A 25,487-nucleotide genomic window follows, 5' to 3' on the forward strand; every position below is an offset into this window, starting at 1 on the left:
TGTGCTCATGCAGGCGGCCGGCCGAGGCTCAGCGGCGAGGGCTCTCGCTGGCGACTGTCGCTTCCCTGGGTAGAGCCGCCGCGCGCAGCGCCCAGTCCAGTGCGTAGTCGGCGATCCGCTCCCAGCCGTCCTGCCCGACGGTGAAGTGGGACCGGTCGGGGAACTCCTCGTACGCGGTAAGCGCCCGGGACTTCTGGTAGAGCCCCGCGTTGGACTGCACCACTGTCGCCGGCGCCACGTGGTCCTGTCCGCCGGACATCAGCAGCAGTGGCGCGCGGTCGTTGCGCCCGTTGTCGATGCGGGCGGGCGAGCGCGGGTCGAGGTTGGCGAAGACGCTCTCGAAGAGCACCCGCCCGGCTCCTGGGACGGCGTAGCGCTGCCACGCCCGGTCGGAGTCGGCGCGGCTCATCGTGTTGCCGAAGGTGTAGGCGAAGTCGTCCTCGGTGAAGGGGACGGCCCGGTGCCGGTTGGCGGGGCTGCGCAGGATCGGGAACGCGGAGCGCAGCTGGCTCAGCGGCACCTTGAGCACCCCCTTCGGCGGGGCGGGGTGCACGCCAACGCCTGCCGCGCCGAGGCCCCGGTCGACGAGGATCTGGGTGAACAGCCCACCGAACGAGTGCCCCATGATGATCGGCGGTCGCGGCAGCGCCCGGATGATCCGGTCGTAGTGCGCGACGATCGTGGCGATGCTCTGCTGGGCGATCGGGGTCGGATCGTCGCGCAACTGCTCGACCGACTGGTCCATGCCGGGCCAGGCTGGGGCGAGGACCTGCATGCCCCGCGCCGTGTACCGGTCGACCCACCCCTCCCAGCTGCGCGGGGTCATCCACAGTCCGTGGATCAGTACGACCGTGTCGACTCGGCCCTGCGGCGTGGCGCCCATCGCGTCCTCCCGGTGTCGCTGTGTCCGGCCGGGCGGTTACCCGCTCCCGAGCGCGGAATTCCTCCCCCGCTGCCGCCCGGTCCCCTGACAAATGTCATGGCGGGAACGTGACGACCGCTCCGGGTGTCACGTCCCGCGCCGCCGGAGCATCAATGCATGACACGTACGCAGCCGGCCGTCGAGCTGAACGGCCTCACCAAGACCTTCGGCGCGGTCACCGCTGTCGACGGGCTGAGCCTGCGGGTGCAGCCCGGCGAGGTGGTGGCCTTCCTCGGCCCCAACGGTGCGGGCAAGACCACCACCATCGACATGCTGCTCGGGCTGGCCCGCCCGGACGCGGGCACGGCCCGTGTCTTCGGCGGCACCCCGGGCGACGCGGTGGCCCGGGGTCGGATCGCCGCCGTACTCCAGACCGGCGGGCTGCTCAAGGACCTCACCGTGGGCGAGACGGTGCGGATGACAGCCCACTTCTACCGGCACACCCGCCCGGCCGCCGAGGTGCTGGAACGCGCCGGCATCGCGGATATCGCCGACCGGGTGGTCGGCCGCTGCTCCGGCGGCCAGCAGCAGCGGCTGCGCTTCGCGCTGGCACTGCTGCCCGACCCGGACCTGATGGTGCTCGACGAGCCGACCACCGGGATGGACGTCGAGGGCCGCCGGGACTTCTGGCAGGCGCTGCGTCGTGACGCCCGGGACGGCCGGACGATCATCTTCGCCACCCACTACCTGGACGAGGCGGACGCGTACGCCGATCGGATCGTGTTGGTCCGGCATGGGCGCATCGTCGCCGACGGCACCACTGCGGAGATCAAGAACCTGGCCGCCGGCCGTACGGTGCGCGCCACCCTGCCCGATGCCGACCAGGCCGCGCTCGCCGCGTTGCCCGGCGTGGACGCCGTGGAGGTGCGCGGCGACAGCGTGCTGGTGCGCACCGGCGACTCGGACTCGATCGCCCGACACCTGCTCACCCGGACCACCGCCCGGGATGTGGAGATCACCTCCCGCAACCTTGAGGACGCGTTCCTCGCCCTGACCACCGAGCGCACCGGAGCCTGAGATGACCACCCTGCCCGCCATCCAGACCGACAAGCCCGGCCAGCCGAGCCGACCTGACCGGCCGGACCGCCGGTTGCCCGCCCTGGGTGGCTTCGCCCCGGGCGTCCTCGGCATCGAGCTGCGCAGGGTGCTGCGCAACCGGCGCACCCTCGCCTTCACGCTCGTCATGCCGGCGGTCTTCTTCCTCATCTTCGGCCTGCCGCAGCGCGGGCAGTCGTTGGACAACGGCCGGCCCGTCACGGCGTACATCATGATCAGCCTGGCCGTGTACGCGGCAATGGTCGCGACCACAAGCGCGGGCGGCGCGGTCGCCACCGAACGGGCCCTGGGCTGGAGCCGGCAGTTGCGGCTCACCCCGCTGCGGCCCGCCGCGTACGTGGCGATGAAACTGGTCACCGCGATGACCCTCGGCCTGCTCGCGGTCGTCGTCGAGTTCCTGGTGGGCGCCGCGGCCGGTGTGCGCCTCCCGGCGTACGTCTGGCTGCTGGCCGGGCTCGCCGCCTGGGTCGGCTCGCTGGTCTTCGCCGCGTTCGGTCTCTTCATCGGCTACCTGGTGCCGGCCGAGAACGTCATGCAGTTCCTCGGCCCGATCCTGGCGGTGCTGGCCATGTTCGGTGGGCTGTTCGTCCCGCTCGACGTGCTGCCGCACGTGTTGCAGCAGGTCGCCACGTTCACCCCGGTGTACGGCTTGGGCGAGCTGTCCCGAGCGCCGCTGACCGGCGACGGGGTGAGCGTGGCCGAGGTGGCGAACATCCTCTTCTGGGCGCTGGCCTTCGGTTTCGGCGCGGCCCGGCTGTTCCGCCGGGACACCGCGCGGGTCTGACGGCCGGCGACCGCTAGCGTGAACCCGATGGACCTCTCGACGGGGCAGCCTCGGCCGGCGGGCCGCCACTGGCGGTTCACCGGCTGGCTGCTGGCCGCCGTGTGGCTGTTCTTCCTCAACGTGCCGCTCTCCACCGCGCTGCACCAGCCCCAGCCCTGGCGGCGGGTGCTCGGCGTGGCGGCGCTCGTCGCCTTCAGCGTCGGCTACGTGCTGCTGTTCCAGTGGGCTCGCCGGCTGCGCCAAGCTCTGCTGCCGGTCCCGGTGGGTCGGGCGCGGGCCGCGCTGGTGCTGCTGCTCGCGGTGGGCGTGGCAAGCATCCCGGGGACCGGCGGGGACTGGCTGGCCACACTGGTCTACGTCGCGGCGTTGGCGGTCTTCCTGCTGCCGCAGTGGGAGGCGTTGGCCGTCGTGGTGCTCTGCGCGGGGTCCCCGGTGCTGGCGTCCCGGCTGGTGCCGGGATGGGGATCGGAGAGCACGATCTTCTTCGCGGTGCTGCTCGCCTCGTTCGCCATGTTCGGTGTCTCCCAGCTGGCCCAGCGCAACAGTGAGCTACAGGCCGCCCAGCGGGAGATCGGCCGGCTCGCGGTCGCCGAGGAACGAGCCCGCGCGGCCCGTGACCTGCACGACATCCTGGGGCACTCGCTGACCGTGGTGGCGATCAAGGCCGAGTTGGCCGGGCGGCTCATCGAGGTGGACCGCGAGCGCGCCGCCGCCGAGATCGCCGAGGTGGAGGGGCTGGCCCGCGCGGCGCTGGCCGACGTACGGCAGACGGTCGGGGCGTACCGGGAGGTCACTCTCGCGGGGGAGTTGGCCGGCGCGCGGTCTGCCCTCGCTGCGGCGGGCATCGCGGCAGATCTGCCGGCGGAGCTGCCCGAGTTGCCGGGGGAGTGGGACCGGTTGTTCGGCTGGACGGTGCGCGAAGGGGTGACAAACGTGGTCCGGCACAGTGGGGCGCGATGCTGCACGATCCGGGTGCGCCCGGATCGGGCCGAGGTCAGCGACGACGGCCGGGGGCCGTCCACGCCGGACGCCGACGGGGCCGGGTACGGCCTGGTCGGGCTGCGTGAGCGGGCGCGGCGGCTGGACGCGGTGGTGACCGTTGGTCGCCGGCCGGACGGCACCGGCTTCCTGCTGCGGGTGCACGCCTCGGAGGAGACCCGGTGACCGGCCGGTCCGCGCCGATCCGGCTGCTGCTCGCCGACGACCAGGCGCTTGTGCGTGGCGCGCTGGCCGCGCTGCTGTCGCTGGAGCCGGACCTGACAGTGGTGGCCGAGGTCGGTCGGGGCGACGAGGTGGTGCCCGCGGCTCGCCGCAGCGCGCCCGACGTGGCACTGCTGGACGTGGAGATGCCCGGTCTGGACGGGATCGCCGCCACCGCCGCGCTGCGGGCCGCGCTGCCCGCCTGTCGGGTGCTTGTGGTGACGACGTTCGGCCGGCCCGGCTATCTGCGTCGCGCCATGGAGGCCGGCGCGAACGGCTTCGTGGTCAAGGACACCCCGGCCCGGCAGCTCGCCGACGCCGTCCGCCGGGTGCACGCCGGTCTGCGGGTGGTCGACCCGACGCTTGCCGCCGAGACCCTGGCCACCGGGGCCAGCCCGTTGACCGAGCGGGAGACCGAGGTGCTGCGCGCGGCCCGGGGTGGTGGCGCGGCCGCCGACCTGGCGCGGACGCTGCACCTGTCCGAGGGGACGGTGCGCAACCATCTCTCGGCGGCGATCGGCAAGACCGGCGCCCGCAACCGGGCCGACGCCGTGCGTATCGCCGAGCAGAACGGCTGGCTGCTCGGCGAGTGAGCGACGTGCTGCCGGGCGGGTGAGGCGACGTGTCCGCGCCGCTCAGGCGGTCGGCGGCGGCGTGGGCAGCTGCTCGACCACTACCAGGCTGCTGCCGGGGCGGACCTCGGCGAGCAGCTCGCGCTGGCCGCTGCGGGTCACCCGGATGCAGCCGTTTGTCGTGTTCTCGCCCAGGTCGTCGTCGTTGTGCCAGGTGTGCAGACCGATGTGGGCGCCGCGCAGCCCGGCCGGCACCGCCTCGGGGTCGTCGGGCACCGAGCCGAGGGCGTAGATGTCGACCCCGCCGTAGACCTTCTCGGGCGGTTCGGTGCGGCCCAGGATGAACGTCCGACCGAGAGGGGTTTCCTGCCCGGCCTGGCCGAGGCTGGTCTCCCAGGTGCGCATCGCCTTGCCGGCCCGGTACCAGGTGAGCCTGTTCACCTTGCGCTCCACCACGATCTGGTCGCGCAGCGGCACGGTGTCGAACCCGCCGGGTGGCAGCCAGGCGAGACGCCGGTTCGCCGAGGGCAGCAGGACGGCCGTCCAGCCGGCCCGCCGCTCGGCGATCGGCACTGTCAGCTCCACACCGGCGAGTGTCGGTTCGAGGAAGGCGAGTGGACGTCCGCCGGGCGCGTCGTACGCGGCGATCCGCCGGGTCGGGTGCACGCCCTCGGTCAGTGGTGTGGTGTCCATGGTGGCCGGGTCGGCCGGGAACCCCTTCGGCGCCGGGTCGTAGTCGACCACAGGCAGCCCGTCCGGGGCGGGAGCCGCCGCGGGCACCGACTCCTCGGGGCTCTGCTCGATGCTGGGCGGCGTCGGGTCGGTCGCCGCCGCGATCGGCCGGTCACGGGCCGTCGAGCGTGGAGTGAGGGCCTGGCCGACCAGCAACGCGACGATCAGCAGCGCGGCGACAGCGAAGGCCGCGCCCACCCATACACCCCGACGACGGTACGGAGACATTCGGTCAAACTGCACCAAATGACTGTATCGGACCACCCGACGTTAGGAAGGGCCCCTTCCTATACAAAAAGCGATAAGAAGGGACCCTTCCTTGCACTGGGTTAGACGCGGGCGCCGATGTGGATCGCTATCGCGTCGTGGGCCGGCACGTTGGCGGTGAACCAGCCGTTACCGTCCACGGTGATCACCGGGCCGCTGCACGTGCCGCCCGCGTACGTGCCGTGGATGACGTCGCAGAACCGGCCGGCGGGCAGCCCGGCGTAGTACGAGCGGCCGTTCACCGCGGAATCCTCGTCGTTGACGGTGATGTAGCCCTTGCCGCTGCGGCTGAACGCGATGTGGTTGTTGCCGTTGTCGTACCAGTTGGCGACGCCCGCGCCCTCGGTGGCGTTGCGGAAGCCGACCATGTTGGCGATCACCGGCCAGCGGTGCTCGCACTCCCAACCGGAGTAGCAGGTGGTGTTGAGCGTCTTGTTCGCGCCGTCCGACGGCGGGCCGGCGTCCCGGTTGCTGAAGGTGTAGCTGGACATCACCGTCGGCGAGCCGTACGGCCAGGCCAGCATGAACGCGTTCGCAAGCGCGTAGATGCCCCGATCCTTGTAGGTGAGCACACCGCCGACGTCGCGCTGGGTGTCGTGGTTGTCCACGAACACCGAGGCCGGCCCGCTGGGCAGGTGGCCCCAGCCCGCGCCGAAGTTTTGCAGGTACGCGAGCCGCTCCGAACGGAACACGCGGGCGAGGTCCTTGCCGTAGCGGAACTCGTGCACGTCGCCGTTGCCTGTGTACTCGGTCGGCTGGACCGGCTCACCGGCGCCGTAGATGACTTCCTGCACGATGTACGCGGAGCGGGAGAGCTTGCCCCTGATCGCGGCGATGTCGGCGGCCGGCATGTGCTTGCTGGCGTCCAGCCGGAAGCCGTCCACGCCGAGTGCGAGCAGGTCGTTGAGGTACGACGCGATCTTCGTGCGGACGTAGTCCGACTCGGTCTTCAGGTCCGACAGGTTGACCAGTTCGCAGTTCTGCACCTCGTACCTGTCGTTGTAGTTGACGATGTCGTCGCCGCCGTTGCGCCCACAGTGGTGGAAGTCCTGCGTCTGGTAGATGCCCGGGTAGTCGTAGTGCGAGTAGGACGACCCGGCCCAGCCGGTGCCGCCGTTCGCTTGCCCGGACATGTGGTTGATGACCGCGTCGACGAGCACCTTGACCCCGGCGGCGTGGCAGGTGTTCACCATCGACTGGAACTGGGCGCGGGTGCCCTTGCGGGATTCGATCCGGTAGCTGACCGGCTGGTACGCCAGCCACCACTGGTTGCCCCGCACGTGTTCCTGCGGGGGCGAGACCTGGACGTAGCCGTAGCCCTTCGGGCCGAGCGTGCTCTGGCACTCGCTGGCCACCGACGGCCAGTTCCACTCGAAGAGTTGGACGATGACCTTCTTGTTGCCCGCCGGGGCGGCGGCGGCCGGGGGTGCCGTCACGGTGAGGGGGACGAGCAGGCTGGCGATCAGGCCGAGGGCGAGGATTGCCGAGCCGCGTCGACGACGGTGCATCGAGGACTCCTGACGGGAGCGGGGGTGGGGTGGTGGTGCGGGGGAACACCGAGGTTGCTCGAATCTTGCAACCGATGCTGAAAATTGCCGAAAGATTACAAGCCTGTTGCAACGACTGTCAATGCACGGGCATCAATCGGTGCCCGCCCCGTCACGAGGGGTTCGGCTACTACGCGCGTTGACGCCTGTCGGTTCGATCCGACCCAGAAATTTCCAACCCGAAGTGATCCGCGCGCCTCGTCCGTCCGTACTGGATGGGGGAGCAGGGGTCGGCCGGTGGTGCGCCGCCGCGAGACGATCGAGGAGCAGATGGCCCGGGCAAAGCAGAACGAGAAGGCCACCGCGGTCCGGACCAGCACCAGCAGCCGGGGGGTACGAACCCGGTCGCGGTCGGCCACGATGTTGCTTATCGCGTCGGTGGTCGCCGCGCTCTGGGCGGCGACGATGCTGACCGGCGCGGGACAGACGGCGTACGCGTACGGCTTCTTCTTCACCGAGTTCTTCGCCGGGGTGATCGCCCTGGTGTCACTGAGCCTCACCGTGATGCTCGGCCTGCTCGCCACCGACCGGCTGGTGCTGAGCATCTCGCACCGGGTGTTGATGCAGTCGGCGCACCGTGCGACAGGTGTCCTGGGCGTGGCCGGGCTGGGCTTCCACGTGCTCACCAAGATCGCCACCGGTCGGGCGGCGGCTACCGACTCGCTCGTGCCGTTCGTCGGCGGTCGAGGGCTCTACGTCGGCCTCGGCACGGTGGCCGCCCTGCTGATGGTGAGCGTGATCTGGACCGGCATCATCCGGGCGCGCTTCGCCGGAGTCGGTCCGAAGTGGCTGTGGCGGGCGATGCACTCCACCGCGTACCTGGCCTGGCCGTTCGCGGTGCTGCACGGTCTCAACGCCGGACGGGCCGCGAGCTCCTGGGTGGTGCTCAGCTACCTCGCCTGCATCCTGCTCGTCGTGCTGGCGCTGCTGGTGCGGTTCTCGGTCACCATCGGCCGGCGCAGCCGCGAGCAGCACCAGGCCGCCCTGCGCAACGCGGCGATGGCCGGCCGGGCCAGCGCGGAAGCCCGTGGCCGATCGCTGCTGGCCGGCCTGAGTCGACGCCGCGACACAAGCGAGGACAAGCGTCCCGCCTGGGCGGAGGCCACCACCGCCACCTGGACCGCGCCGCCGGCCGGCCCACGGCGGCGCGACCCCGAGCGATTCACCGTCCCGGTGGTGCCCGAACCCGGTTCACTCGTCGAGCCGACCCGGCCCAGCCGACGGCGCAGGGACGAGGAACCGGCCGCCCGACAGGACGTCGACCGGCCCACGCGCGGGCGCCGCGACGAGGCGGAACCCCGCCGGGCCGCCCGCCGCGAGGCGCAGGAGACCCGCCAGCGCGACGAGGAGGACTTGGAGCCCGTGGCCCGTCGGCGCGGCGAGCGCAGCCGGTCCCGGACCCGGGACGAGGCGACCACCACCGGCCGGCGAAACGCCACCGCGCCCGTCGAGGAACCGGTCGCCGAACGGCCCAGCCGCCGCTCCCGTACCGAGGACGAGAGCAGCCGGTACTCGGCACCGCCACGACGGACGTTCGACGAGGCCGAAGAGCCGTGGGACAGCCCACGCCGCTGGCAGGCCGCCGAGCCGATCTCCGGCCAGCCGATCTCGGCGGGCCCGATTTCCGGCAGCCCGATCTCCGCCGGCCCGATCTCGGCGGCGCCGCGCAGCGGCAGCGGCCGGCACAGCGTCGAGGACGACCTGCCGGAGGAGCCGGACTACTGGCGGCCACCGGCCCGGTACGTCCCCGAGGAGGTGCCGCCGCCCGTCGACGACACCCCGACCCTTGTCGACCTGGCGTCACGGCGAGCCCGTCGGGCCGCCGGCGAGAGCCGCTCCGCCAAGCGCCGCAAGGCAAGCGCGGACGCTGTGGACGGCGCGTACTGGGCCGGGCTGCGGGGTGAGGCCAAGTGATGCGGACGGCAGTGCCCCCGGTCGCCTGTGTGGGCGAGCCCCGACTGACCGCCGGCTTCGCCGAGTTCGGCCGGCTCGACCTGGCCGCCCACGAGGAGGTGCACGGGCCGATCGGCCCGATGGAGCCGGCCCAACTGCTCCGGCTCGCCGAGGGCATGCAGCTCAAGGGCAAGGGCGGGGCCGGCTTCCCGTTCGCCCGCAAGCTGCGCGCCGTGTTGGAGTCCTGTGAGCGGCAGGACCTCGCCGCAGTTGTCGTCGTCAACGCCACCGAGGGCGAGCCGGCCAGCTGGAAGGACAAGGTGCTGCTCACCCGCGCGCCGCACCTGATCCTCGACGGCGCGGCGCTTGCCGCGTACGCCCTGGACGCCGAGGAGATCGTGATCGGCGTGGCCGACGACGGGGTCGGCCGGGAATCGCTTATGGAGGCGCTGAGTGAGCGCCGGATGCCGGTGCCGGCCACCATCGTCACCGTGCCGCACCGCTTCATCTCCGGCGAGGGCGGCGCGCTTGTCAACGGGATCAACGGGCTGCCGCACATCCCGCCGGGCACCAAGAAGCGCTCCAGCGACTCCGGCGTCGGTGGCCTGCCCACTCTGCTGTCGAACGCCGAGACGTACGCGCAGCTCGCCATCGGCGCGCGCCTCGGCCCATACGAGTACGCGGCGCTCGGCACCGACGACGAGCCGGGCACCGTACTGCTCACCGTGACCGGCTCGGCGGGCCGACCGGCGGTGGTGGAGTGCACCGCCGGAATGCCACTGCGCGACGTCCTCGACCTGTGCGAGGTGCCGGACGTCCAAGGCATCCTGATGGGCGGCTACCACGGCAAGTGGATCACCCCGGAGGCTGCGGAGAAGGCAGAGGTCTCCCGCAAGGGCCTCGCCGCCGTCGGCGGCACCCTCGGCGCGGGCATCATCGTCCCGCTCGGCCTGGACACCTGCCCACTCGGCGAGGCCGCGCAGGTGGTGCGCTACCTGGCCGGGGAGTCCGCCGGCCAGTGCGGCCCGTGCAAGATGGGCCTGCCGGACCTGGCCCGCGCCGTCGACCTGGCCGTCGCCGGCAGCCAACCCGCCGACGTGGTACGCGCCGCCGCCGGCGAGGTGAAGGGCCGGGGCGCGTGCAGCCACCCGGACGGCACCTCCCGGTTCGCACTCTCCGCGATCGAGGTCTTCGCCGACGACCTGCGGATGCACAGCACCGGCGACGGCTGCGGCCGCCGGGTCAAGGGCGTGATGGGCCTGCCGGGCGCGCCCGACCCCAACCCGCAGAAGCTCACCCTGGACTGGTCGCGCTGCGACGGCCACGGGCTCTGCGCACACGTGGTGCCGGACTTCATCAGGCTCGACGGCAACGGATACCCGGCCTTCCCGGCCACGCCGGTGCCGACCTGGCTGCGCGAGGGCGCGCTGAAGGCGGTAAAGGTCTGCCCGGAGCTCGCCCTGCGCCTAGCCAAGGCCGAGTAAGGAAGGGCACCTTCTTAACGCCTCGTGTATAGGAAGGGCCCCTTCCTAACGACTGTGGAGGGAGACACCGATGCGCAGCTGGCACGTACGGAGGTGGGCACGCCGGGGCGGTACTGCAGCCGTACTGGCTGTCGCTTTGCTCGCCACGGCGTCCTGCACCGGCACGGTGCCGCCCGACGCTGCCGCCGTCGAGGCGACGCCGGCCCCGGCCACCGCCCCGGCCACGCCTACCACCTCGGCCGCCGGGTCCGAGCCGCCGGTCGCGCCCGCCCGGATCCCGGACACGCTGCGCTTCACCGGCACCACCCTCACCGGCGACGCGTTCGACGCGACCCGACTCGCCGGCCGACCCGTGGTGCTGTGGTTCTGGGCGCCGTGGTGCGCCACCTGCGCCAGTCAGGCGTGGACGGTGGCCGAGATCGCGCCACAATACCGGGACACCGTGCCGATCGTCGGCGTCGCCGGGCTGGGCGAACAGAAGGCCATGAAGGACTTCGTCACCGAGTTCGACCTGGCCGGCACGCCGCAGATCGACGACCGCGCCGGCAAGCTCTGGCGTCGCTTCACCGTCACCGAACAGAGCATCTTCGTGATCATCGACCGGGACGGCACTGTGGTCCACAAGGGCTTCCTGGACGGCGCGGCGCTCACCGCCAAGGTCGCCGAGCTGGCCCGGGCGTGACCGCCCCGCTGCTGCTCGCGCTGACCGCTGGCATGCTCAGCGCGGTCAACCCGTGCGGCTTCGCGCTGCTGCCCGCGTACCTCTCGCTGTTGGTCGCCGGGCCGTCGGACACCCGGGGCGCGGTCGGCCGCGCGCTCACCGCGGCGGCCGGGCTGACAGTGGGGTACGTAGTGGTCTTCGGCGCGTTCGGCCTCGCGCTCGCGCCGCTCGCTGGCTGGCTGCGGCCCCGGCTGCCGTGGCTGACCGTGGCGCTCGGCGTTCTGCTGGTGCTGGCCGGCTGTTGGCTGCTCGCCGGCCGGCGACTGCCCGCCCCCGGCTGGTCCGCGCGGGCACCCCGGCTGACCCGCTCCTGGCCGTCGATGGCGCTGTTCGGCGCGGCGTACGCGCTGGCCTCGCTCGGCTGCGCCATCGCGCCGTTCCTGGCCATCGTGGTGACAAGCCTCCAGGCCGGCTCGACCGGCGAAGGGTTGGCGTTGTTCGGCGCGTACGCCCTCGGGATGGGTCTGGTGGTCGCGGTCGCCGCGCTCGGTGTGGCGCTGTTGCGCGACGGCCTGGTGGCCCGGCTGCGGGTCGCCGGCGCCCTGGTGCCCCGGCTCAGCGGCCTGGTGCTGCTGATCACCGGCGGGTACGTCGCCTGGTACGGCTGGTACGAGCTGCGGTTGTTCGACGGCCAGCGCGAAGCCCTGCACGACCCGGTGATCGAAGCGGCGGCAAAGATCCAGCAAGCCGTAGCAGAAACCCTGAACACCCTAGGCCCACTCCTACTCCCAGCAGCCCTGCTCCTGCTCCTGTTACTGCTACTGCGACTGCGAGCAAAAACCCACCCCCACCCCCGCGATCTTGCAGTTTCTGCCCCGGCAAAAGCCGCAGACTGCCCCATTTCGGGGTCCGAAAGTGCAAGATCGCGGGGGTGAGGGTGGGGTTCGCGGGGGCAGGGTGGGGGTGGGGGTGAGGGCAGCGGTTTAGCGGGGGGTGAGGGTGTCTTTGCCTAGGCGGTCGCGGAGCACCTCGGGGATCTGCACGCTGCCGTCGGGTAGTTGGAACTGCTCCAGGATGGCCGGGAAGAGCCGGCTGGTGGCCAGGGCCGACCCGTTGAGCGTGTGCACGAACCGGGTCTGCTTGCCGCCCGGCTCGCGATAGCGGATGGCCGCCCGCCGTGCCTGGTAGTCGCCGCCCCAGGAGACCGACGACACCTCCTTGTACTTGTCCATGCTCGGCATCCACACCTCGATGTCGAGGGTCTTGCGCATGGACGCGCTGGCGTCGCCAGCCGACAGCAGGCTGCGCTGGTAGTGCAGCCCCAGCTTCTCGACCAGGCTCTCGGCGTGGGTGACCATCTCCTCAAGCGCCGCGTCCGCCTGCTCGGGCAGCGTGAACTGGAAGATCTCCACCTTGTTGAACTGGTGGCCCCGCACGGTGCCGCGCTCGTCGGAGTGTGAGCCGGCCGCCTCCCGGCGGTAGCACGGCGTGTACGCGAACCGCTTCAACGGCAGCTTCGACGTCTCCAGGATCTCGTCCTGGTATGCCCCGAGGATCGCCGTCTCCGAGGTGGGCAGCAGGAACTGCCCGCGCGGGGCGGACTCCCGGTCCAGGTGGTAGACGTCGTCGTAGAACTTCGGGAACTGCCCGGCGGCGAAACCTGCCGTGTCGAGCAGCAGGTGCGGCGGCAGCAGGAACTCGTAGCCGGCCTTGATGTTCTCGTCGATGAGGAAGTTCAGCAGCGCCCATTCCAGCCGGGCGCCCATCCCCGTGTACATCCAGAAGCCGGAGCCGCCGAGCTTCACGCCCCGCTCGTGGTCGACCAGACCGAGCATCCGCGACAGCTCCACGTGATCGCGAACCTTCTCGATCACCGGGGCCGTACCGAAGGTCTTGACGACCCGGTTGGCCTCTTTGCCGCCGGGGACGACGTCGTCGGCAGGCAGGTTGGGCAGTTCGCTCATCGCGGTGCGCAGCCGGCCCTGCACCTCGTCCAGCTCGGACTCCAGGTCGGAGAGCTGCCGTCGACCGGCATCGGGCGCGGCGGCCTCCGGCTCGCGGCCGGCGCGCTTCGCTTCCGCGTACGCCCGCGCGTCCGCCTTGCGGCGCTGCCGCTCGTTGTCGATCTCCGTGATGAGGGCGCGTCGCTCCTGGTCGAGCCGCTGGATCTCGTCCAGGGCACGGGTGACCTCGGCGGGATCCAGACGCTTCGCCAGCGCGCTCGCCACCGCCTCGCGATCCTTCCGGATCAACTCCATGTCGAGCATGCTGCTCCGTACGCCTCCGTCCGGGGTCAGGTGGACCACCAGATGCTACCGTCGCGCCCCATTCGACCCGGGACGGGGAGCGGGAATGCTCGCTTTCAGACCCGGATCGGCGTGAGCGGGCCGGATCGGTGTAGCGGGCCGGATCGGCGTGAGCGGTCAGAGCCGGATCGGCATCAGCACCGAGAACGTGTCCGCGTCGTCCGGGCGGCGTACGGCCAGCGGGGCGATCGGGCCGTCCAACTCCAGCACCAGCTGTGGCCCGCCGGCCGCGTCCAGCGCGTCGAGCAGATAGTCACCGTTCACCCCGATCCGCAACCCGCCGGCCGGGTCGGGCTCGGGCCCGTCGTCCGTGGGGTCCAGCACGCGCAGGCCACCCCGGTCGTCGAGGCCGAGGACGGTGACCGCCAGGGGCCGGCCGGCGTACTCGCGGGCCACCGTCGGTGCGGCCGGGTCGGTAAGTGCGGCGCGCAGCGCCGCCACGTCCACCGGGATGCGGTACGTCGCCGGCTGCTCGCCGACGGACTCGCGCAGCAGCCGTTGGTAGTCCGGGAAGTCGTAGGGCAGTGCCGTGCCGGTGAGCGTCCGGCCATTCACCGCCGCCCGCACGTCGGTGCCGGCCACGGTCAGCGACACCGGCCCGGCGTCGGCGTTGTCGAGCAGCCGGCGCAGACGGTCGACGAGGTCCACCGGCAGGAGCATTCGCGCTGGCGGGCCGTCGACGGTCGCCTCCGCCCGGGCCAGCGCGAGTCGGTGCCGGTCGGTGGCGACCAGCCGGAAACCGTCGGGCTCCACGTCGAGCAGCACCGCGCACAGCGCCGGCAGCTCCGGGTCGGCGCCGACGGCGAAGCGCACCGCGTCGATCGCGGCGGCCAGCTCGGCGGGGGAGAGCAGCAGCGTCGTGGCCGTGGCCGGCGTGGGGTCGACCAGGGCGCGGAGCCGGACGATCTCGCGGCGGGCGTCGGCGAGCCCGTCGGCGAGCCGGCGCAGGTGCGCGTCGAGCAGCCGGTGCACCTCGGCGGGCTCCGCGCGGACCGCGGCGGCGATCTCCGGCACCGGCATGCCGACCCGGCGCAGTCCGGCCACCAGCCGGGCCGGGCCGATCTGCTCGTCGGTGTACCAGCGGTAGCCGGTCACCGGGTCGACAAGAGCCGGCTCCAGCACCCCTGCGGAGTCGTAGAAGCGCAGGGCGCTCACGGTCAGCCCACTGGCCCGGGCCAGCTCGCCGATGCTGTGCAGGTCACTCGCCACGCCGGGCATCCTCCCCCTCGACCTGGTCGAGGGTCAAGCCGCCGATGTATAGGAAGGGACCCTTCCTTAGGTCAGCACCCGGAAGGTGAGCCCGGCCCGGATCAGCCGGTCGAGCAGCGCGTCGCCCATCGCGCTGACCGGGGTGAGCTGGCCGGCGGTCGGTGGCAGGTCGTCGAGCGCCAGGCAGAGCGCCGACTCGGCGAGCATCTTCGCCGTCTCGTCGTAGCCCGGATCGCCGCCGGCTACCTCGGTGACGACTCGTTTGCCGCCGCCGGTGCCGACGAACCGGACCCGGAACCAGGACGCCGCCCGCTGCTGCGGGGTCGGCCCCTGCCCGGACGCGAGTCGACCGAGCAGCCAGCGTCGGGTGGGTGGCAGCTTTACCAGGCCGACGAGCGCGCCGAGCCCCACCGCGCTGACAAGCACCGTCGACAGCCGCTTCAGGGCGGCGAAGTGCCGGTAGCGGAAGTCCGGGCCGTACTCGGGGCGGGCCGCCGCCGATCTGCGGATCACCTGCGGGTCGATGGTGGGCAGCGGCACGGTCCAGATGCCCAGCTCCGCCGAGCGGGCCAGCCGGCCGGGCACCGCCCGGGCCTGGCGGTCGGTGGGGCGCGGCTCGACGGCACGGCGGGCGCGGGCCGCCCGGCTCGCCTCTCTGGTTCGGGAGAACGCGGTGAGCGCGGAATGGTACGTGCCGGCGGAGGGCCGGCCACCGGCGCGTACGTAGCCGTCCACGGTGATCGGAACGTCGGCGGGCAACTGCTTGAGGGTGAACCAGACGCCCAGGTCGTGCGGGATGGAGTCGAACCCGCAGGCGTGCACAAGCCGCGCGCCGGTGCGGGTCGCCTCGGCGTGGTGCCGGACGTACATGAGGTCGACGAACTCCGGCTCGCCTGTGATGTCCAGGTAGTCGGTGCCCGCCTCGGCGCAGGCGGCGACGAGCGGTTCCCCGTGGTGGATGAACGGGCCGACGGTGCTGGCGACCACTCGGGCGCTCTGCGCGACAGCGCGTAGCGAGTCGGCGTCCGTCACGTCGGCGGTGAGCAGCGCCAGGTCGGCCAGCGCCGGGTCGATGTCGGTGAGCCGGGTGCGTACGGCGTCGAGGCGATCCCGGTTGCGCCCGGCCAGCGCCCAGCGCAACCCGGCCGGCGCGTGCCGGGCGAGGTATTCGGCGGTCAGCCCGCCGGTGAACCCGGTCGCGCCGAACAGCACCACGTCGTACGTCCGCTCCCCAACCATCCCCGGAGTCTGCCACCCATCGACCCCGATCGCCGATCATGAGGGCGGTTCACGGTGTGAACACGGCCCGGACGCACCCGTCGGCGCGATCCCGGAACAGCGCGTACCCGTGCGGGCCGTCCTCCAACGGCAGCTGGTGGGTGGCCAGGTGCTCGGTGCGCAGCTCGTCGCGGGCCATCCGGTGCAGCAGCATCGGCACGTCCCGCAGATCCGGTCGGCGGGCCCCGCGCAGCGTGAGCCGCTTGTCGGTCACCGCGCCCAGCGGGAACGCGTCGACGAACGCGTCCGCGCCGCCGAGCACCACCACCACGCCGTCCTTGCGGCAGGCGTGCACCGCCTCGTGCAGCGCGTCCGGGCGGTCGGCGCCCCGGCCGGCGAGACGCTCGGCGAGGGACCGCGCGGGCGGTGCGCCGACGGCCAGCACGCACACGTCCGCGCCCCGTCCACCGCTGCGGTCCCGCAGTTCCGACGGGACATCGGTACGGCTGTAGTCGAGCGGCTCCGCACCGGCGTGCCGTTCGGCCATCCGCAGCCGCTCCTCGTGCCGGTCCACGACGAGCACCCGTGCGGCGCCGCGCAGCATCGCGGCGCGGGCCGTCAACTGGCCCACCGCACCGGCACCCCACACCGCCACCACGTCGCCGGGCCGCACCTCGCCCAGCTCGGCCGCCAGCCAGCCGGTCGGTGCCGCGTCGGCGGCGAACAGCGCCCGGTCGTCGCCGACCGCGTCCGGCACCCGGAACGCGCCCACGTCGGCGTACGGCACCCGGACGTACTCGGCGTGACCGCCGGCGAAGCCGCCCGCCGCCCGGGGCCTGCCGAAGCAGCCGGCGTCCGGGTGAGCCCAGCCGGGATCGTCGGTCGCCGGGTCGGTGCTGCCGTTGTCGCAGCAGGAGTGCCGACCCCGACGGCAGTACCAGCAACCACCGCAGGCGACGCTCGCGCCGACCACCACCCGGTCCCCGATCCGGTGTCGCGCGACCGCCGGACCGGCCTCGACCACCTCGCCCAGGAACTCCGCGCCGAGCACGTCACCGGCACGCACAAGCGGGTCCCGACCGGCCAGCAGCGGCAGGTCGGCACCACTTGTGGCGCTGCGCCGGACGCGCACGATGGCGTCCCGCTCGTTGCGCAGCTCGGGGTCGGGCACCTCGCGCACCGCCAACTCGTCGGCAGCCACCCAGCACAGCGCCCTCACCCGCGGGCCTCGGGGCGGTCCAGCGCGGAGCGGTCCGCGCGCAGCACCTCACCGGCCTCGACACGTTGCTTGACCTGGCGCAGCGTTCGGCGGACCAGCAGTCGCGGGTCGTCACCGACCAGGTGCGCGGCCAGGCCGACAGTCGGTGCGGCACCGGCCAGCGGGCGGGCGGCCAGCTCGGTGCCCCGGTCGCCGGGCGCCGGCCGCATCCGTACCTCGACCACGCCGTCGAGGCGGCGGAGCGGCTCCGGCCACCGGCCGTCCGGCAGCACCTGCTCCGGGGGGCGATCCACTGTCACGACCTCCCACCGGGCCGCGGCGGGGTCGCCGTCCACGCCGGGCCGGCTCCGCCGCCGGGGTACGCGCAGCAGCCGCCACGCCCTGGCCAGCGCGGCGCCGGTCAGGGCGGATCCCGTGCGTGTCAGGCGTCCCATCCGTCCCATCCGTCCTGCCGGATCCACGTCCCCCGATCGTCGGCCCGGGTCGGGTGAAGCGGGCTCGCCCGGAAGGGGTGAACCGTCCCGGGTCGGGTAACCGCAGCCGACCAGGGGTGGGACGCGTCGGTGGGGGTGGGGCCGGGTGGCGGAACAGCGTGATCGTGTGCGGGTGGGTACGGCGGCGGGGCTCCCCGGGGAGCCGCCGCTGCTGGCATCCCGGCTGACACCGGCCGTGCCGCCCGAGCCCGTAGTGGCCCGGCCCCGCCTGCTGCGTCGGCTCGACGAGGGAAGCGCCGGGCCTGTCACCCTGGTCACCGCGCCCGCCGGTTGGGGCAAGACCACGCTCCTCGCCACCTGGGTCCGGCTGGCCGGTGCCGCAGCCGATGTCGACTCCGGGCCGGTGGTGCCCGACTCGGGGCCGGTGCTGGTGCCCGAGGTTGGGCCGGAGCCGGCGTGGGTGTCGGTGGAGGCCGGCGACGATGGCGACCGGCTGTGGGCGTACCTGGCGGCGGCACTGCGGACCGCGACCGGCGCGGCGGACGACAACCCGCTCGCGCCGATGCCCGCCGGGCCGCCGCGCCCCGACCAGTTGGAGCTCCTCGCGGCCGGGCTGGCCGCCCTGGAGCGCCCGGTGCTGCTGGTCCTGGACGACCTGCACCGGGTCACCGACCCGGCGGCGCTTACCGGGCTGGAGTTCCTGCTGCGCCACTGCGAGCAGCGGCTGCACCTCGTGGTGGGGGCGAGGGCCGGGCTGCCGCTGGCCCTGCACCGGCTGCGTCTCGCCGGTGAGCTGACCGAGATCGGCCCGGACGAGTTGGCCTTCACCGACGACGAGGTGGCCGACCTGCTCACCGCGCACGGTGCGGCGCTACCTGCGACAGCGGTACGCCGACTGCGCGAGCGCACCGGGGGCTGGCCGGCGGCGCTGCGGATCGCCGCGCTGGCACTGCGCGGGCAGCCCGACCCGGAGCGCTGGGTGGGGCAGTTCGGCGGCGACCAGCCGGAGATCGCCGGCTACCTGCACGAGGAGGTGTTGGCGGCGATCGACCCGGCCGACCGGGATCTGCTGCGCCGCACCGCCCTCGCCGAGACCGTCTGCGCCGATCTGGCCGAGGCGCTCACCGGCCGCGCCGACGCCGGACAGGCCCTTGCCGACCTGGCCGGCGCGGGCGGCCTCCTGCGTCGGGAGGACGGCCGCCCACCCTGGTACCGCTGCGACCCACTACTCGCCGACCTGCTCCGGGCCGAGCTAGCCCGGCTGCCCGGCGACGAGTTGCGTGAGCTGCACGTACGGGCGGCCGACTGGTACGCCGGGGACGGTCGTCCGGCCGACGGGCTGCGGCACGCGCTGGCGGCCGGCAGGTGGGATCTGGCCGGCGACCTGTTCGTCGCGCACTGGCCGGAGCTGACGCGGTACGACGACGAACCGGTACGCGGCCCGGCGCCCCCGTCCCCGCCGCCGGACGTGGTCCGCGCCGATCCGGAGGTGGCCCTGGCCTGCGCCGCCGAGCGGGCGTACGTCGGCGACCTGCCAGCCGCCACCGGCCACCTGCGTGCCGCCGTCGGATACGCGAACACGCTGCCGGTGCCGCGCCGGGACCGGTTCCAGCGGATGGCCACCGCCCTGGAGCTGACGGTGGCTCGGCTCGCCGGTGACCGGGCCGAGGTCCGCGCGGCGGCGGCCCGACTGCTGCGCACCCGCCCGGTCGACGTTCCGCCGTCCGGGCCGCCCAGCGCACCTCCGGCACCCGACTCCGCGGCGCGCGCCGACGACGCCGATTTGCGGGCGTTCACCGGCACGGCGCTCGGGCTCGTGGAGCTGGCCTGTGGCGGGCTGCCCACCGCGCGGTTCATCAGGGCTCGGGCAGCGGCGCGGGACGCGGGCCGGCCCCGCACCGAGCTGGTCTGTGCCAGTCGCTCCGCCCTGCTGCTGGCGGTGCGCGGTGAGCTGCGCGCGGCGGAGCAGGCGGCCCGGGAGGCTCTGGGCATGCCGCCGTGCCGGGGTTGGTCCTGCCGGCTCGACTGCGCCTACGCGTACCTGGCGTTGGCAGTCGTGGCGCTGCACCGTGACCAGCCCGAGGAGGCGGCCGCCAACCTCGCGCTCGCCGCGCCGGCGACAGGTTCGGTCGGCGTCGTCGACGCGGGCTCCGACGGCGTACCCGGTGACCCGGTGGCGACCGCCCTCGCCGCGTGGTGCGGGGCGCAGTTGCACCGTGACGCCGGAGACCCTGCGGCCGGCCAGCGGATGCTCGTCCGGGCCCGCGAGCAACTGCCCGACGAGCCGGCCGCCGACGAGCTGTCCGGTCTGTTGCGGGCCGTCGAGGCCGAGATCCGCGCCGAGCGGGGCGACCAGGACGGCGCGCGAGCCCTGCTGGCCGACGCCAGCGGCGACGCGGACAGCCCGGTGCTCGCCGTGGCCCTGGCCCGGGTGGAGCTGCGAGCCGAGGACCTGGCCGCCGCCGGACGGGCCCTGCCGGACTGGCAGGCGACGCCCGCCGTGGCCTGGCCCCTGCCGGTACGCCTGGACGCCGGCCTGCTGGAGGCGGTCCTTGCCGACCGGAGCGGAGACGCGCGCCGGGTCGGCCGGACCCTGGAGCAGGTGTTGGACTTGGCGGGCGCGCAGGGCTGCCGTCGGGTCTTCATCCGCGCCGACCCGCCGGTGCGGGACCTGCTGGCCGCACACCTGGACGCGGGCACCGCGCACTTCCCGCTCGTCAGCGACCTGGTGCGGGGCGTCGAGCAGAGCACGGCCCGACCCGCCGTCGAGCCGGCGGGAGCGCTCGACGAGCCGCTCACCGAGCGGGAGCTGACAATCCTGCGTTACCTGCAGAGCATCCTGTCCAACGTGGAGATCGCCGCCGAGCTGTCGCTCTCGGTCAACACGGTGAAGACCCACGTCCGCAACATCTACCGCAAGCTCGGCGCGACCCGCCGGCGCGAGGCGGTCCGGCGGGCACGCGAGCTGCGCCTGATCTGAGCGGCCGGTCAGCCGAACGGATCAGGCGCCGGGTCAGCCGTCGGCAGCCGCGTCCACGGCTGCCAGCAGGTCGGGCAGGTCGTACCCGCCGTCGTGCCGGACGTCGTTGATGAACAGGGTCGGTGTGCCGTTCACCCCACTGCGGATCCCGCCCACGAAGTCCCGGCGCACCCGGTCGGCGTACGCACCGCGTTCCACCTCGCCGTTCACCTCGTCGGGCGGCAGTCCGAGCTGCTCGACGCCGAGCGACAGGTGCACCGGGTCCAACTGGTCCTGGTGCTCGTACAGCCAGTCGTGCATCTCCCAGAACCGCCCTCGGCTGGCGGCGGCCTCGGCCGTCTCGGCCGCACGCTCGGCGTACGGGTGCACGTTGGCGATCGGGAAGTAGCGGTAGACAAGCCGTACCGTGTCGGCGCGCTGGCGCAGCAACTCGTGCAGGTTCGGGTACGCGGCACCGCAGAAACGGCACTGGAAGTCGCCGTACTCGATGATGGTGACCGCCGCGTTCGACGGCCCGCGGACGTGGTCCTCGGCGGTTATCGGCTCCCGCAACCGGGCGGTCACCTGAAGTGGCGTGGTCATCCGGCCATCACCTTCCGATCGGCGGCGATCCGCTCCAGCGCGTCGAAGATCCCGTCGGCGCCCGGGTTGACATCGGACGGGGACAGGTAGCTCCAGGCGACCGTGCCGGACGGGTCCAGCACCACAAGCGCCCGGGCCGCCACACCCTCGGAGGTGTACGCGCCGTACGCGCGTGCCACCTCGCCCTTGGGCTCGAAGTCGGCGAGCAGCGGAAACTCGATGCCCTGGCTCTGGGCGAACGCCCGATGCGACCAGATGCTGTCCACCGAGATGCCGAGCACCACAGCCTGGTAACTGTCGAACACCGGCGTCGCCGCCTGGTAGAGCGACATCTGGTCACCGCAGACCGGGCTCCAGTCGGCGGGGTAGAAGGCCAGGACGACCGGTCGACCCCGGAACTGCTCGGGCCCGGTCTGGCGCCCGTCCGGAGTGCTCGCCAGGGTGAAACCGGGCGCGGGGCGTCCCGGCTGGATCAGCCCGTTCGGATCACTCATGGCCCCAGCCTGCACCTGGGGCGGGTGAGGTGGGCTCACCCGCCCCGGGTGGTTGCGCGCTCGCGGTCAGCGCAGGACCGGGGCGACCGCGATGTGGTTCTGGACCTCCCGGATGCCCGGCGCGGACCAGGCCACCTGCTCCACCTCGGCGCGTTCGGGCATGGAGTGCACAAGCCCGGCCAGCACTGCGGTGTCGCCGTGCACCCGGACGCTTATCCGCTCGGCCTCGGTGGCCCCTGCGCGGGCGAGCGCGTCGACGATCCGTTCGGCCATGTTCACACCGGCCGGCGGGGCGGCCGGTCGCACGGTGACGCCGTTGCTGACCCCGCGTACGCCTGTCAGCCGGCAGACGGCCCGCTCGGCGGCCCGGCGCTGGTACTCCCACTCGACCTCGCCGTGCAGCGTCACCCAACCGGCCGACACGGTGACCTGGAGCTTCTCGATGGGCACGAACGCGTCCCACTCCAGCGCGTGGCCGGCCGCGGCGGCCAGGTCGGGGTCGGCACGCTCGGCGCTGCCGGGTAGCCGCACGGCCAGGTCGTTGGCGACCGCCCGGACCTGGACCACGCGGTGCGCGGCACGTTCGGCAGCCCACTTCTTGGCGTAGCTGTCCACCCGCCCGGTAAGCGTGACGACGCCCTCGGCGACTGTCACGCCGATCTCGTGCGGCTGCACCCGAGGCTCCCAGGTCAACTCGTCGAGTACGGCGGACTGGATGTCCTGGTCGGTGCGGCTGATCGTCGCGATGGCCATCTGTCCCTCCTCCGCTGTGTGACTGGCGGACCGGGGTGACGGCCGCGGCCGAAGGTCCGCCCGGTGTCCGATCCTGCCGCCGGCCGGGGTGACCCGTCCTCATCCGGCGCGGGTGACGGCCCAGGACTTGCCACGAACATCTATGGGAGCGCTTCCAAACCGGCCGTGGATCGGTTACGGTAAGCGCGTTCCTCGATAGCGGAGAGCCGTCGCGTCGGGTGGTTGGAGCCAGGGCAGCTCCAGCCCGTCCCCAGCGTCGCGTGCCCGTCCCCCGGGCCACGGCGTTCACCACCCGCCGCTCCCGTCCCCCGGGCGTGCCTCCCGAGAGGAACCGCATTGCTGAAAAGTCTCGCCGGTGCGGCAGTGTCCGCGCTTGTCGTCGCCACGGCCGTCGTGGTGACCCCATTTGCCGCCGCCGGCGGGGCTCCAACCGCTGGCGCGGCGTCGGCGCTGGCCGCCGAGGCGTACACCTGGCGCAACGTCCAGGTCGGCGGTGGCGGCTTCGTACCCGGCATCGTCTTCAACCCCACCGAGAAAAACCTGATCTACGCCCGGACCGACATCGGTGGGGCGTACCGCTGGGAGCAGGCCAGCCAGTCGTGGACGCCGCTGCTCGACTGGGTCGGCGCCGACAGGTGGGGCTACAACGGGGTGGTGAGCATCGCCACCGACCCGGTGCAGACCAGCCGTGTGTACGCGGCGGTAGGCATGTACACGAACGGGTGGGACCCGAACAACGGCGCGATCCTCCGCTCGGCCGACAAGGGCGCCACCTGGCAGATCACCGAGTTGCCGTTCAAGAACGGCGGCAACATGCCGGGCCGGGGGATGGGTGAGCGGCTCGCCGTCGACCCCAACCGGAACAGCATCGTCTACTACGGCGCCGAGGGCGGCAACGGGCTGTGGCGCAGCACCGACCACGGCGCCACGTGGGCGAAGGTCACCGCCTTCCCGAACGCCGGCAACTACCGGGCCGACCCCAGCGACCCCAACGGCTACAACGGGCAGAACCAGGGCCTGACCTGGGTGAGTTTCGACATGAGCACAGGCACCGCCGGCTCCACCACGCAGACCATCTACGTGGGCGTGGCCGACAAGGACAACCCGGTCTACCGCAGCACCGACGGCGGGGTCACCTGGGCGCGCATCCCCGGCCAGCCCACCGGTTACCTGGCGCACAAGGGCGTCGTCGACCCGGTCGGCGGTCACCTCTACATCGCCACGAGCGACACCGGCGGCCCGTACGACGGCGGCAAGGGTGACGTCTGGAAGTTCACCCGGTCGTCCGGAGCCTGGACGCGGATCAGCCCGGTGCCGTCCACAAGCGCGGACGCCTACTTCGGCTACAGCGGTCTGACAATCGACAGGCAGCACCCGAACACGCTGATGGTGGCCACCCAGGTCTCCTGGTGGCCGGACGCGATCTTCTTCCGCAGCACCGACGGCGGGGCGAGTTGGACCCGGATCTGGGAGTTCATCAACTATCCGGAGCAGTCCCGCCGCTACACGATGGACGTCAGCTCCGTGCCCTGGCTGACGTTCGGCGTCAACCCGGCGCCGCCGGAGACGTCGCCCAAGCTCGGCTGGATGAACGAGTCGGTAGAGATCGACCCGCACGACTCCAACCGCATGATGTACGGCACCGGCGCCACCATCTACGGCACCACCGACCTGACCAAGTGGGACACCGGCGGCCAGTTCACCATCAAGCCGATGGTGCGCGGTCTGGAGGAGACGGCGGTCCTCGATCTGATCAGCCCGCCCAGCGGCGCGCCGCTGATCAGCGCGCTCGGCGACGTCGGCGGCTTCCGGCACACCGACCTGGACACCATCCCGTCGATGCTGTTCACCCAGCCGGTCTTCACGAGCACCACGAGCCTGGACTACGCCGAGAGCAAGCCGGCCGTGATCGTCCGCTCCGGCAACTTCACCGACGCCGACCGGCCGGGCGACAGCCACGTCGCCTTCTCCACAGACGGCGGGGCAACGTGGTTCCAGGGCACCGAGCCGTCCGGGGTCAACACCGGCGGCACGGTCGCCGCCGCGGCCGACGGCAGCCGGTTCGTCTGGGCGCCCGGCGACGCCGGTCAGCGGGTCGTCTACTCGGTCGGCTTCGGCAACACCTGGTCGCCGGCCACAGGCATTCCCGCCAACGCGACTATCGAGTCCGACCGGGTCGACCCCAACCGGTTCTACGGCTTCAGCGGCGGCCGGGTCTACCTCAGCACCAACGGTGGGGCCAGCTTCACCGCCACGGCGGCGACCGGCCTGCCCACCTCCGACGTGCGGTTCAAGGCCCTGCCCGGCCGGTCGGGCGAGCTGTGGCTGGCCGGGCCCGGCGGGCTGTGGCGCTCCACCGACTCGGGTGCCAGCTTCGCCAAGCTGGCCGGCGTCAGCGCCTCCGGAAATGTCGGCTTCGGCAAGGCGGCACCGGGCCGGACCAACCCGGCCGTCTTCCTCTACGGCACGGTGGACGGCCAGCCCGGCGTGCACCGCTCCGACGACGGCGGGACGACCTGGGTACGCGTCAACGACGACAGCCACCAGTACGGCAACCCGACCGAGGCGCTGACCGGCGACCCCCGCGTCTACGGCCGGGTCTACCTCGGCACCAACGGCCGGGGCATCGTGGTCGGCGAGCGCACCGGCGGCCCCACCACCCCGCCTCCGACCACGCCACCTCCCACGACGCCGCCGCCGACCACCCCGCCTCCCACGACGCCGCCGCCGACCACGCCACCCCCGACCACGCCGCCTCCCACGACGCCGCCTCCGACCACGCCGCCTCCGGGTGTCGGGTGCGTGGCGACGTACCGGGTCACCGGCTCCTGGTCGGGGGGTTTCCAGGCCGAACTGGTGGTCAGCAATTCCGGCAGCGCGCCCATCGCCGGTTGGACGCTGGGCTGGACCTTCCCGAACGGGCAGCGGATCAGCCAACTCTGGGGCGGCACGCACACCCAGAGCGGATCGGTCGTCTCGGTCCGGGACAGCGGCTGGAACGGCGCGCTCGGCGCCGGAGCCAGCACCACTGTCGGGTTCCTCGGCTCGTGGACCGGCAGCAACTCACCACCGCCAAGCGTCACCTGCACGAGTCGCTGACCTGGGTGGTCCGGGGGTGCGCCCGGACCACCCTCCGCGACACCGGTCCGCCGGGGCTGCCTGAGGGGTCCGGTA

At 73.0% G+C, this 25,487-nt stretch carries 21 protein-coding genes; 10 read left to right on the forward strand and 11 right to left on the reverse strand.

Annotated elements, in window-relative coordinates; genetic code table 11:
- Window positions 1-28: 28 nt before the first annotated feature.
- Window positions 29-883, reverse strand: coding sequence for an alpha/beta hydrolase (locus ACFY2Q_RS08960; protein WP_387128627.1), 855 nt, complete (start codon window positions 881-883; stop codon window positions 29-31).
- Between the two features lie 156 nt (window positions 884-1,039).
- On the opposite strand from ACFY2Q_RS08960, the gene ACFY2Q_RS08965 reads away from it, so the two are divergent.
- Genes ACFY2Q_RS08965 through ACFY2Q_RS08980 form a run of 4 tightly spaced genes read left to right on the forward strand, consistent with a single transcriptional unit; the run spans window position 1,040 to window position 4,555 of the window.
- The gene (locus ACFY2Q_RS08965; RefSeq protein WP_387128629.1) at window positions 1,040-1,939 is read left to right on the forward strand and encodes an ABC transporter ATP-binding protein; all 900 of its coding nucleotides are present in this window, start codon (window positions 1,040-1,042) and stop codon (window positions 1,937-1,939) included.
- 1 nt (window position 1,940) lies between these two features.
- A complete protein-coding gene (locus ACFY2Q_RS08970; protein ID WP_387128631.1) occupies window positions 1,941-2,762 on the forward strand; it encodes an ABC transporter permease in 822 nt (273 codons plus the stop codon).
- 27 nt (window positions 2,763-2,789) lie between these two features.
- Window positions 2,790-3,926 carry a sensor histidine kinase gene (locus ACFY2Q_RS08975; protein ID WP_387128632.1) on the forward strand — a complete coding sequence of 379 codons (1,137 nt, stop codon included), beginning with the start codon at window positions 2,790-2,792 and terminating at the stop codon, window positions 3,924-3,926.
- Entirely contained in the window at window positions 3,923-4,555 is a 633-nt protein-coding gene (locus tag ACFY2Q_RS08980) for a response regulator (protein ID WP_387128634.1), read from the forward strand. Before ACFY2Q_RS08975 ends, ACFY2Q_RS08980 begins: the two co-directional genes overlap by 4 nt.
- A 42-nt stretch (window positions 4,556-4,597) precedes the next feature.
- Here ACFY2Q_RS08980 and ACFY2Q_RS08985 read toward each other — a convergent pair whose 3' ends face one another.
- Together ACFY2Q_RS08985 and ACFY2Q_RS08990 are read right to left on the reverse strand one after the other, a co-directional pair.
- On the reverse strand, window positions 4,598-5,464 hold the full coding sequence (locus ACFY2Q_RS08985; protein WP_387128635.1) for a L,D-transpeptidase family protein: 867 nt from the start codon (window positions 5,462-5,464) through the stop codon (window positions 4,598-4,600).
- Window positions 5,465-5,595: 131 nt separating this feature from the next.
- Window positions 5,596-7,041: an alpha-amylase family protein gene (locus tag ACFY2Q_RS08990; RefSeq protein ID WP_387128637.1), complete on the reverse strand. Its 1,446-nt coding sequence runs from the start codon at window positions 7,039-7,041 to the stop codon at window positions 5,596-5,598.
- 276 nt (window positions 7,042-7,317) lie between these two features.
- Here ACFY2Q_RS08990 and ACFY2Q_RS08995 point away from each other — a divergent pair, with 276 nt between their 5' ends.
- From ACFY2Q_RS08995 to ACFY2Q_RS09010, 4 genes are all read left to right on the forward strand, one after another.
- A complete protein-coding gene (locus tag ACFY2Q_RS08995) occupies window positions 7,318-8,994 on the forward strand; it encodes a hypothetical protein (protein ID WP_387128639.1) in 1,677 nt (558 codons plus the stop codon).
- Window positions 8,994-10,457: an NADH-ubiquinone oxidoreductase-F iron-sulfur binding region domain-containing protein gene (locus ACFY2Q_RS09000; protein ID WP_387128641.1), complete on the forward strand. Its 1,464-nt coding sequence runs from the start codon at window positions 8,994-8,996 to the stop codon at window positions 10,455-10,457. The genes ACFY2Q_RS08995 and ACFY2Q_RS09000 overlap by 1 nt, the downstream gene beginning before the upstream one ends.
- 70 nt (window positions 10,458-10,527) lie before the next feature.
- Entirely contained in the window at window positions 10,528-11,139 is a 612-nt protein-coding gene (locus ACFY2Q_RS09005; protein ID WP_387128643.1) for a TlpA family protein disulfide reductase, read from the forward strand.
- The gene (locus tag ACFY2Q_RS09010) at window positions 11,136-12,053 is read left to right on the forward strand and encodes a cytochrome c biogenesis protein CcdA (protein WP_387128644.1); all 918 of its coding nucleotides are present in this window, start codon (window positions 11,136-11,138) and stop codon (window positions 12,051-12,053) included. The genes ACFY2Q_RS09005 and ACFY2Q_RS09010 overlap by 4 nt, the downstream gene beginning before the upstream one ends.
- A gap of 48 nt (window positions 12,054-12,101) precedes the next feature.
- On the opposite strand, the gene serS is transcribed toward ACFY2Q_RS09010, so the two are convergent.
- From serS to ACFY2Q_RS09035, 5 genes are all read right to left on the reverse strand, one after another.
- The gene (serS, locus tag ACFY2Q_RS09015; protein ID WP_387129115.1) at window positions 12,102-13,385 is read right to left on the reverse strand and encodes a serine--tRNA ligase; all 1,284 of its coding nucleotides are present in this window, start codon (window positions 13,383-13,385) and stop codon (window positions 12,102-12,104) included.
- Window positions 13,386-13,541: 156 nt separating this feature from the next.
- Window positions 13,542-14,642: a MerR family transcriptional regulator gene (locus ACFY2Q_RS09020; RefSeq protein ID WP_387128645.1), complete on the reverse strand. Its 1,101-nt coding sequence runs from the start codon at window positions 14,640-14,642 to the stop codon at window positions 13,542-13,544.
- 57 nt (window positions 14,643-14,699) lie between these two features.
- Entirely contained in the window at window positions 14,700-15,872 is a 1,173-nt protein-coding gene (locus ACFY2Q_RS09025) for a saccharopine dehydrogenase family protein (RefSeq protein WP_387128646.1), read from the reverse strand.
- Between the two features lie 49 nt (window positions 15,873-15,921).
- Window positions 15,922-17,070 (reverse strand): alcohol dehydrogenase catalytic domain-containing protein, encoded by a 1,149-nt coding sequence (locus ACFY2Q_RS09030; RefSeq protein ID WP_387128647.1) that lies wholly within the window; start codon window positions 17,068-17,070, stop codon window positions 15,922-15,924.
- The gene (locus tag ACFY2Q_RS09035; protein ID WP_387128648.1) at window positions 17,067-17,504 is read right to left on the reverse strand and encodes a hypothetical protein; all 438 of its coding nucleotides are present in this window, start codon (window positions 17,502-17,504) and stop codon (window positions 17,067-17,069) included. Before ACFY2Q_RS09035 ends, ACFY2Q_RS09030 begins: the two co-directional genes overlap by 4 nt.
- A gap of 145 nt (window positions 17,505-17,649) precedes the next feature.
- Here ACFY2Q_RS09035 and ACFY2Q_RS09040 point away from each other — a divergent pair, with 145 nt between their 5' ends.
- Window positions 17,650-20,484, forward strand: a complete 2,835-nt coding sequence (locus ACFY2Q_RS09040) for a LuxR C-terminal-related transcriptional regulator (RefSeq protein ID WP_387128650.1) — start codon at window positions 17,650-17,652, stop codon at window positions 20,482-20,484.
- A 33-nt stretch (window positions 20,485-20,517) separates the two neighbouring features.
- Here the strand turns inward: ACFY2Q_RS09040 and ACFY2Q_RS09045 are convergent, their stop codons facing one another.
- The 3 genes from ACFY2Q_RS09045 to ACFY2Q_RS09055 all read right to left on the reverse strand — a co-directional run bounded on the left by ACFY2Q_RS09045 (window position 20,518) and on the right by ACFY2Q_RS09055 (window position 22,313).
- Window positions 20,518-21,066: a DsbA family protein gene (locus tag ACFY2Q_RS09045; protein ID WP_387128651.1), complete on the reverse strand. Its 549-nt coding sequence runs from the start codon at window positions 21,064-21,066 to the stop codon at window positions 20,518-20,520.
- On the reverse strand, window positions 21,063-21,560 hold the full coding sequence (locus tag ACFY2Q_RS09050) for a redoxin domain-containing protein (RefSeq protein ID WP_387128653.1): 498 nt from the start codon (window positions 21,558-21,560) through the stop codon (window positions 21,063-21,065). The genes ACFY2Q_RS09045 and ACFY2Q_RS09050 overlap by 4 nt, the downstream gene beginning before the upstream one ends.
- Window positions 21,561-21,626: 66 nt before the next feature.
- Window positions 21,627-22,313 carry a BON domain-containing protein gene (locus ACFY2Q_RS09055; RefSeq protein ID WP_387128655.1) on the reverse strand — a complete coding sequence of 229 codons (687 nt, stop codon included), beginning with the start codon at window positions 22,311-22,313 and terminating at the stop codon, window positions 21,627-21,629.
- A gap of 336 nt (window positions 22,314-22,649) precedes the next feature.
- Here ACFY2Q_RS09055 and ACFY2Q_RS09060 point away from each other — a divergent pair, with 336 nt between their 5' ends.
- A complete protein-coding gene (locus ACFY2Q_RS09060) occupies window positions 22,650-25,412 on the forward strand; it encodes a cellulose binding domain-containing protein (RefSeq protein ID WP_387128656.1) in 2,763 nt (920 codons plus the stop codon).
- The last annotated feature ends 75 nt before the right edge of the window (window positions 25,413-25,487 follow it).

Source organism: Micromonospora sp. NPDC000316 (genome assembly GCF_042898885.1).
In the GTDB taxonomy this organism is placed as follows: Bacteria; Actinomycetota; Actinomycetes; order Mycobacteriales; family Micromonosporaceae; genus Micromonospora.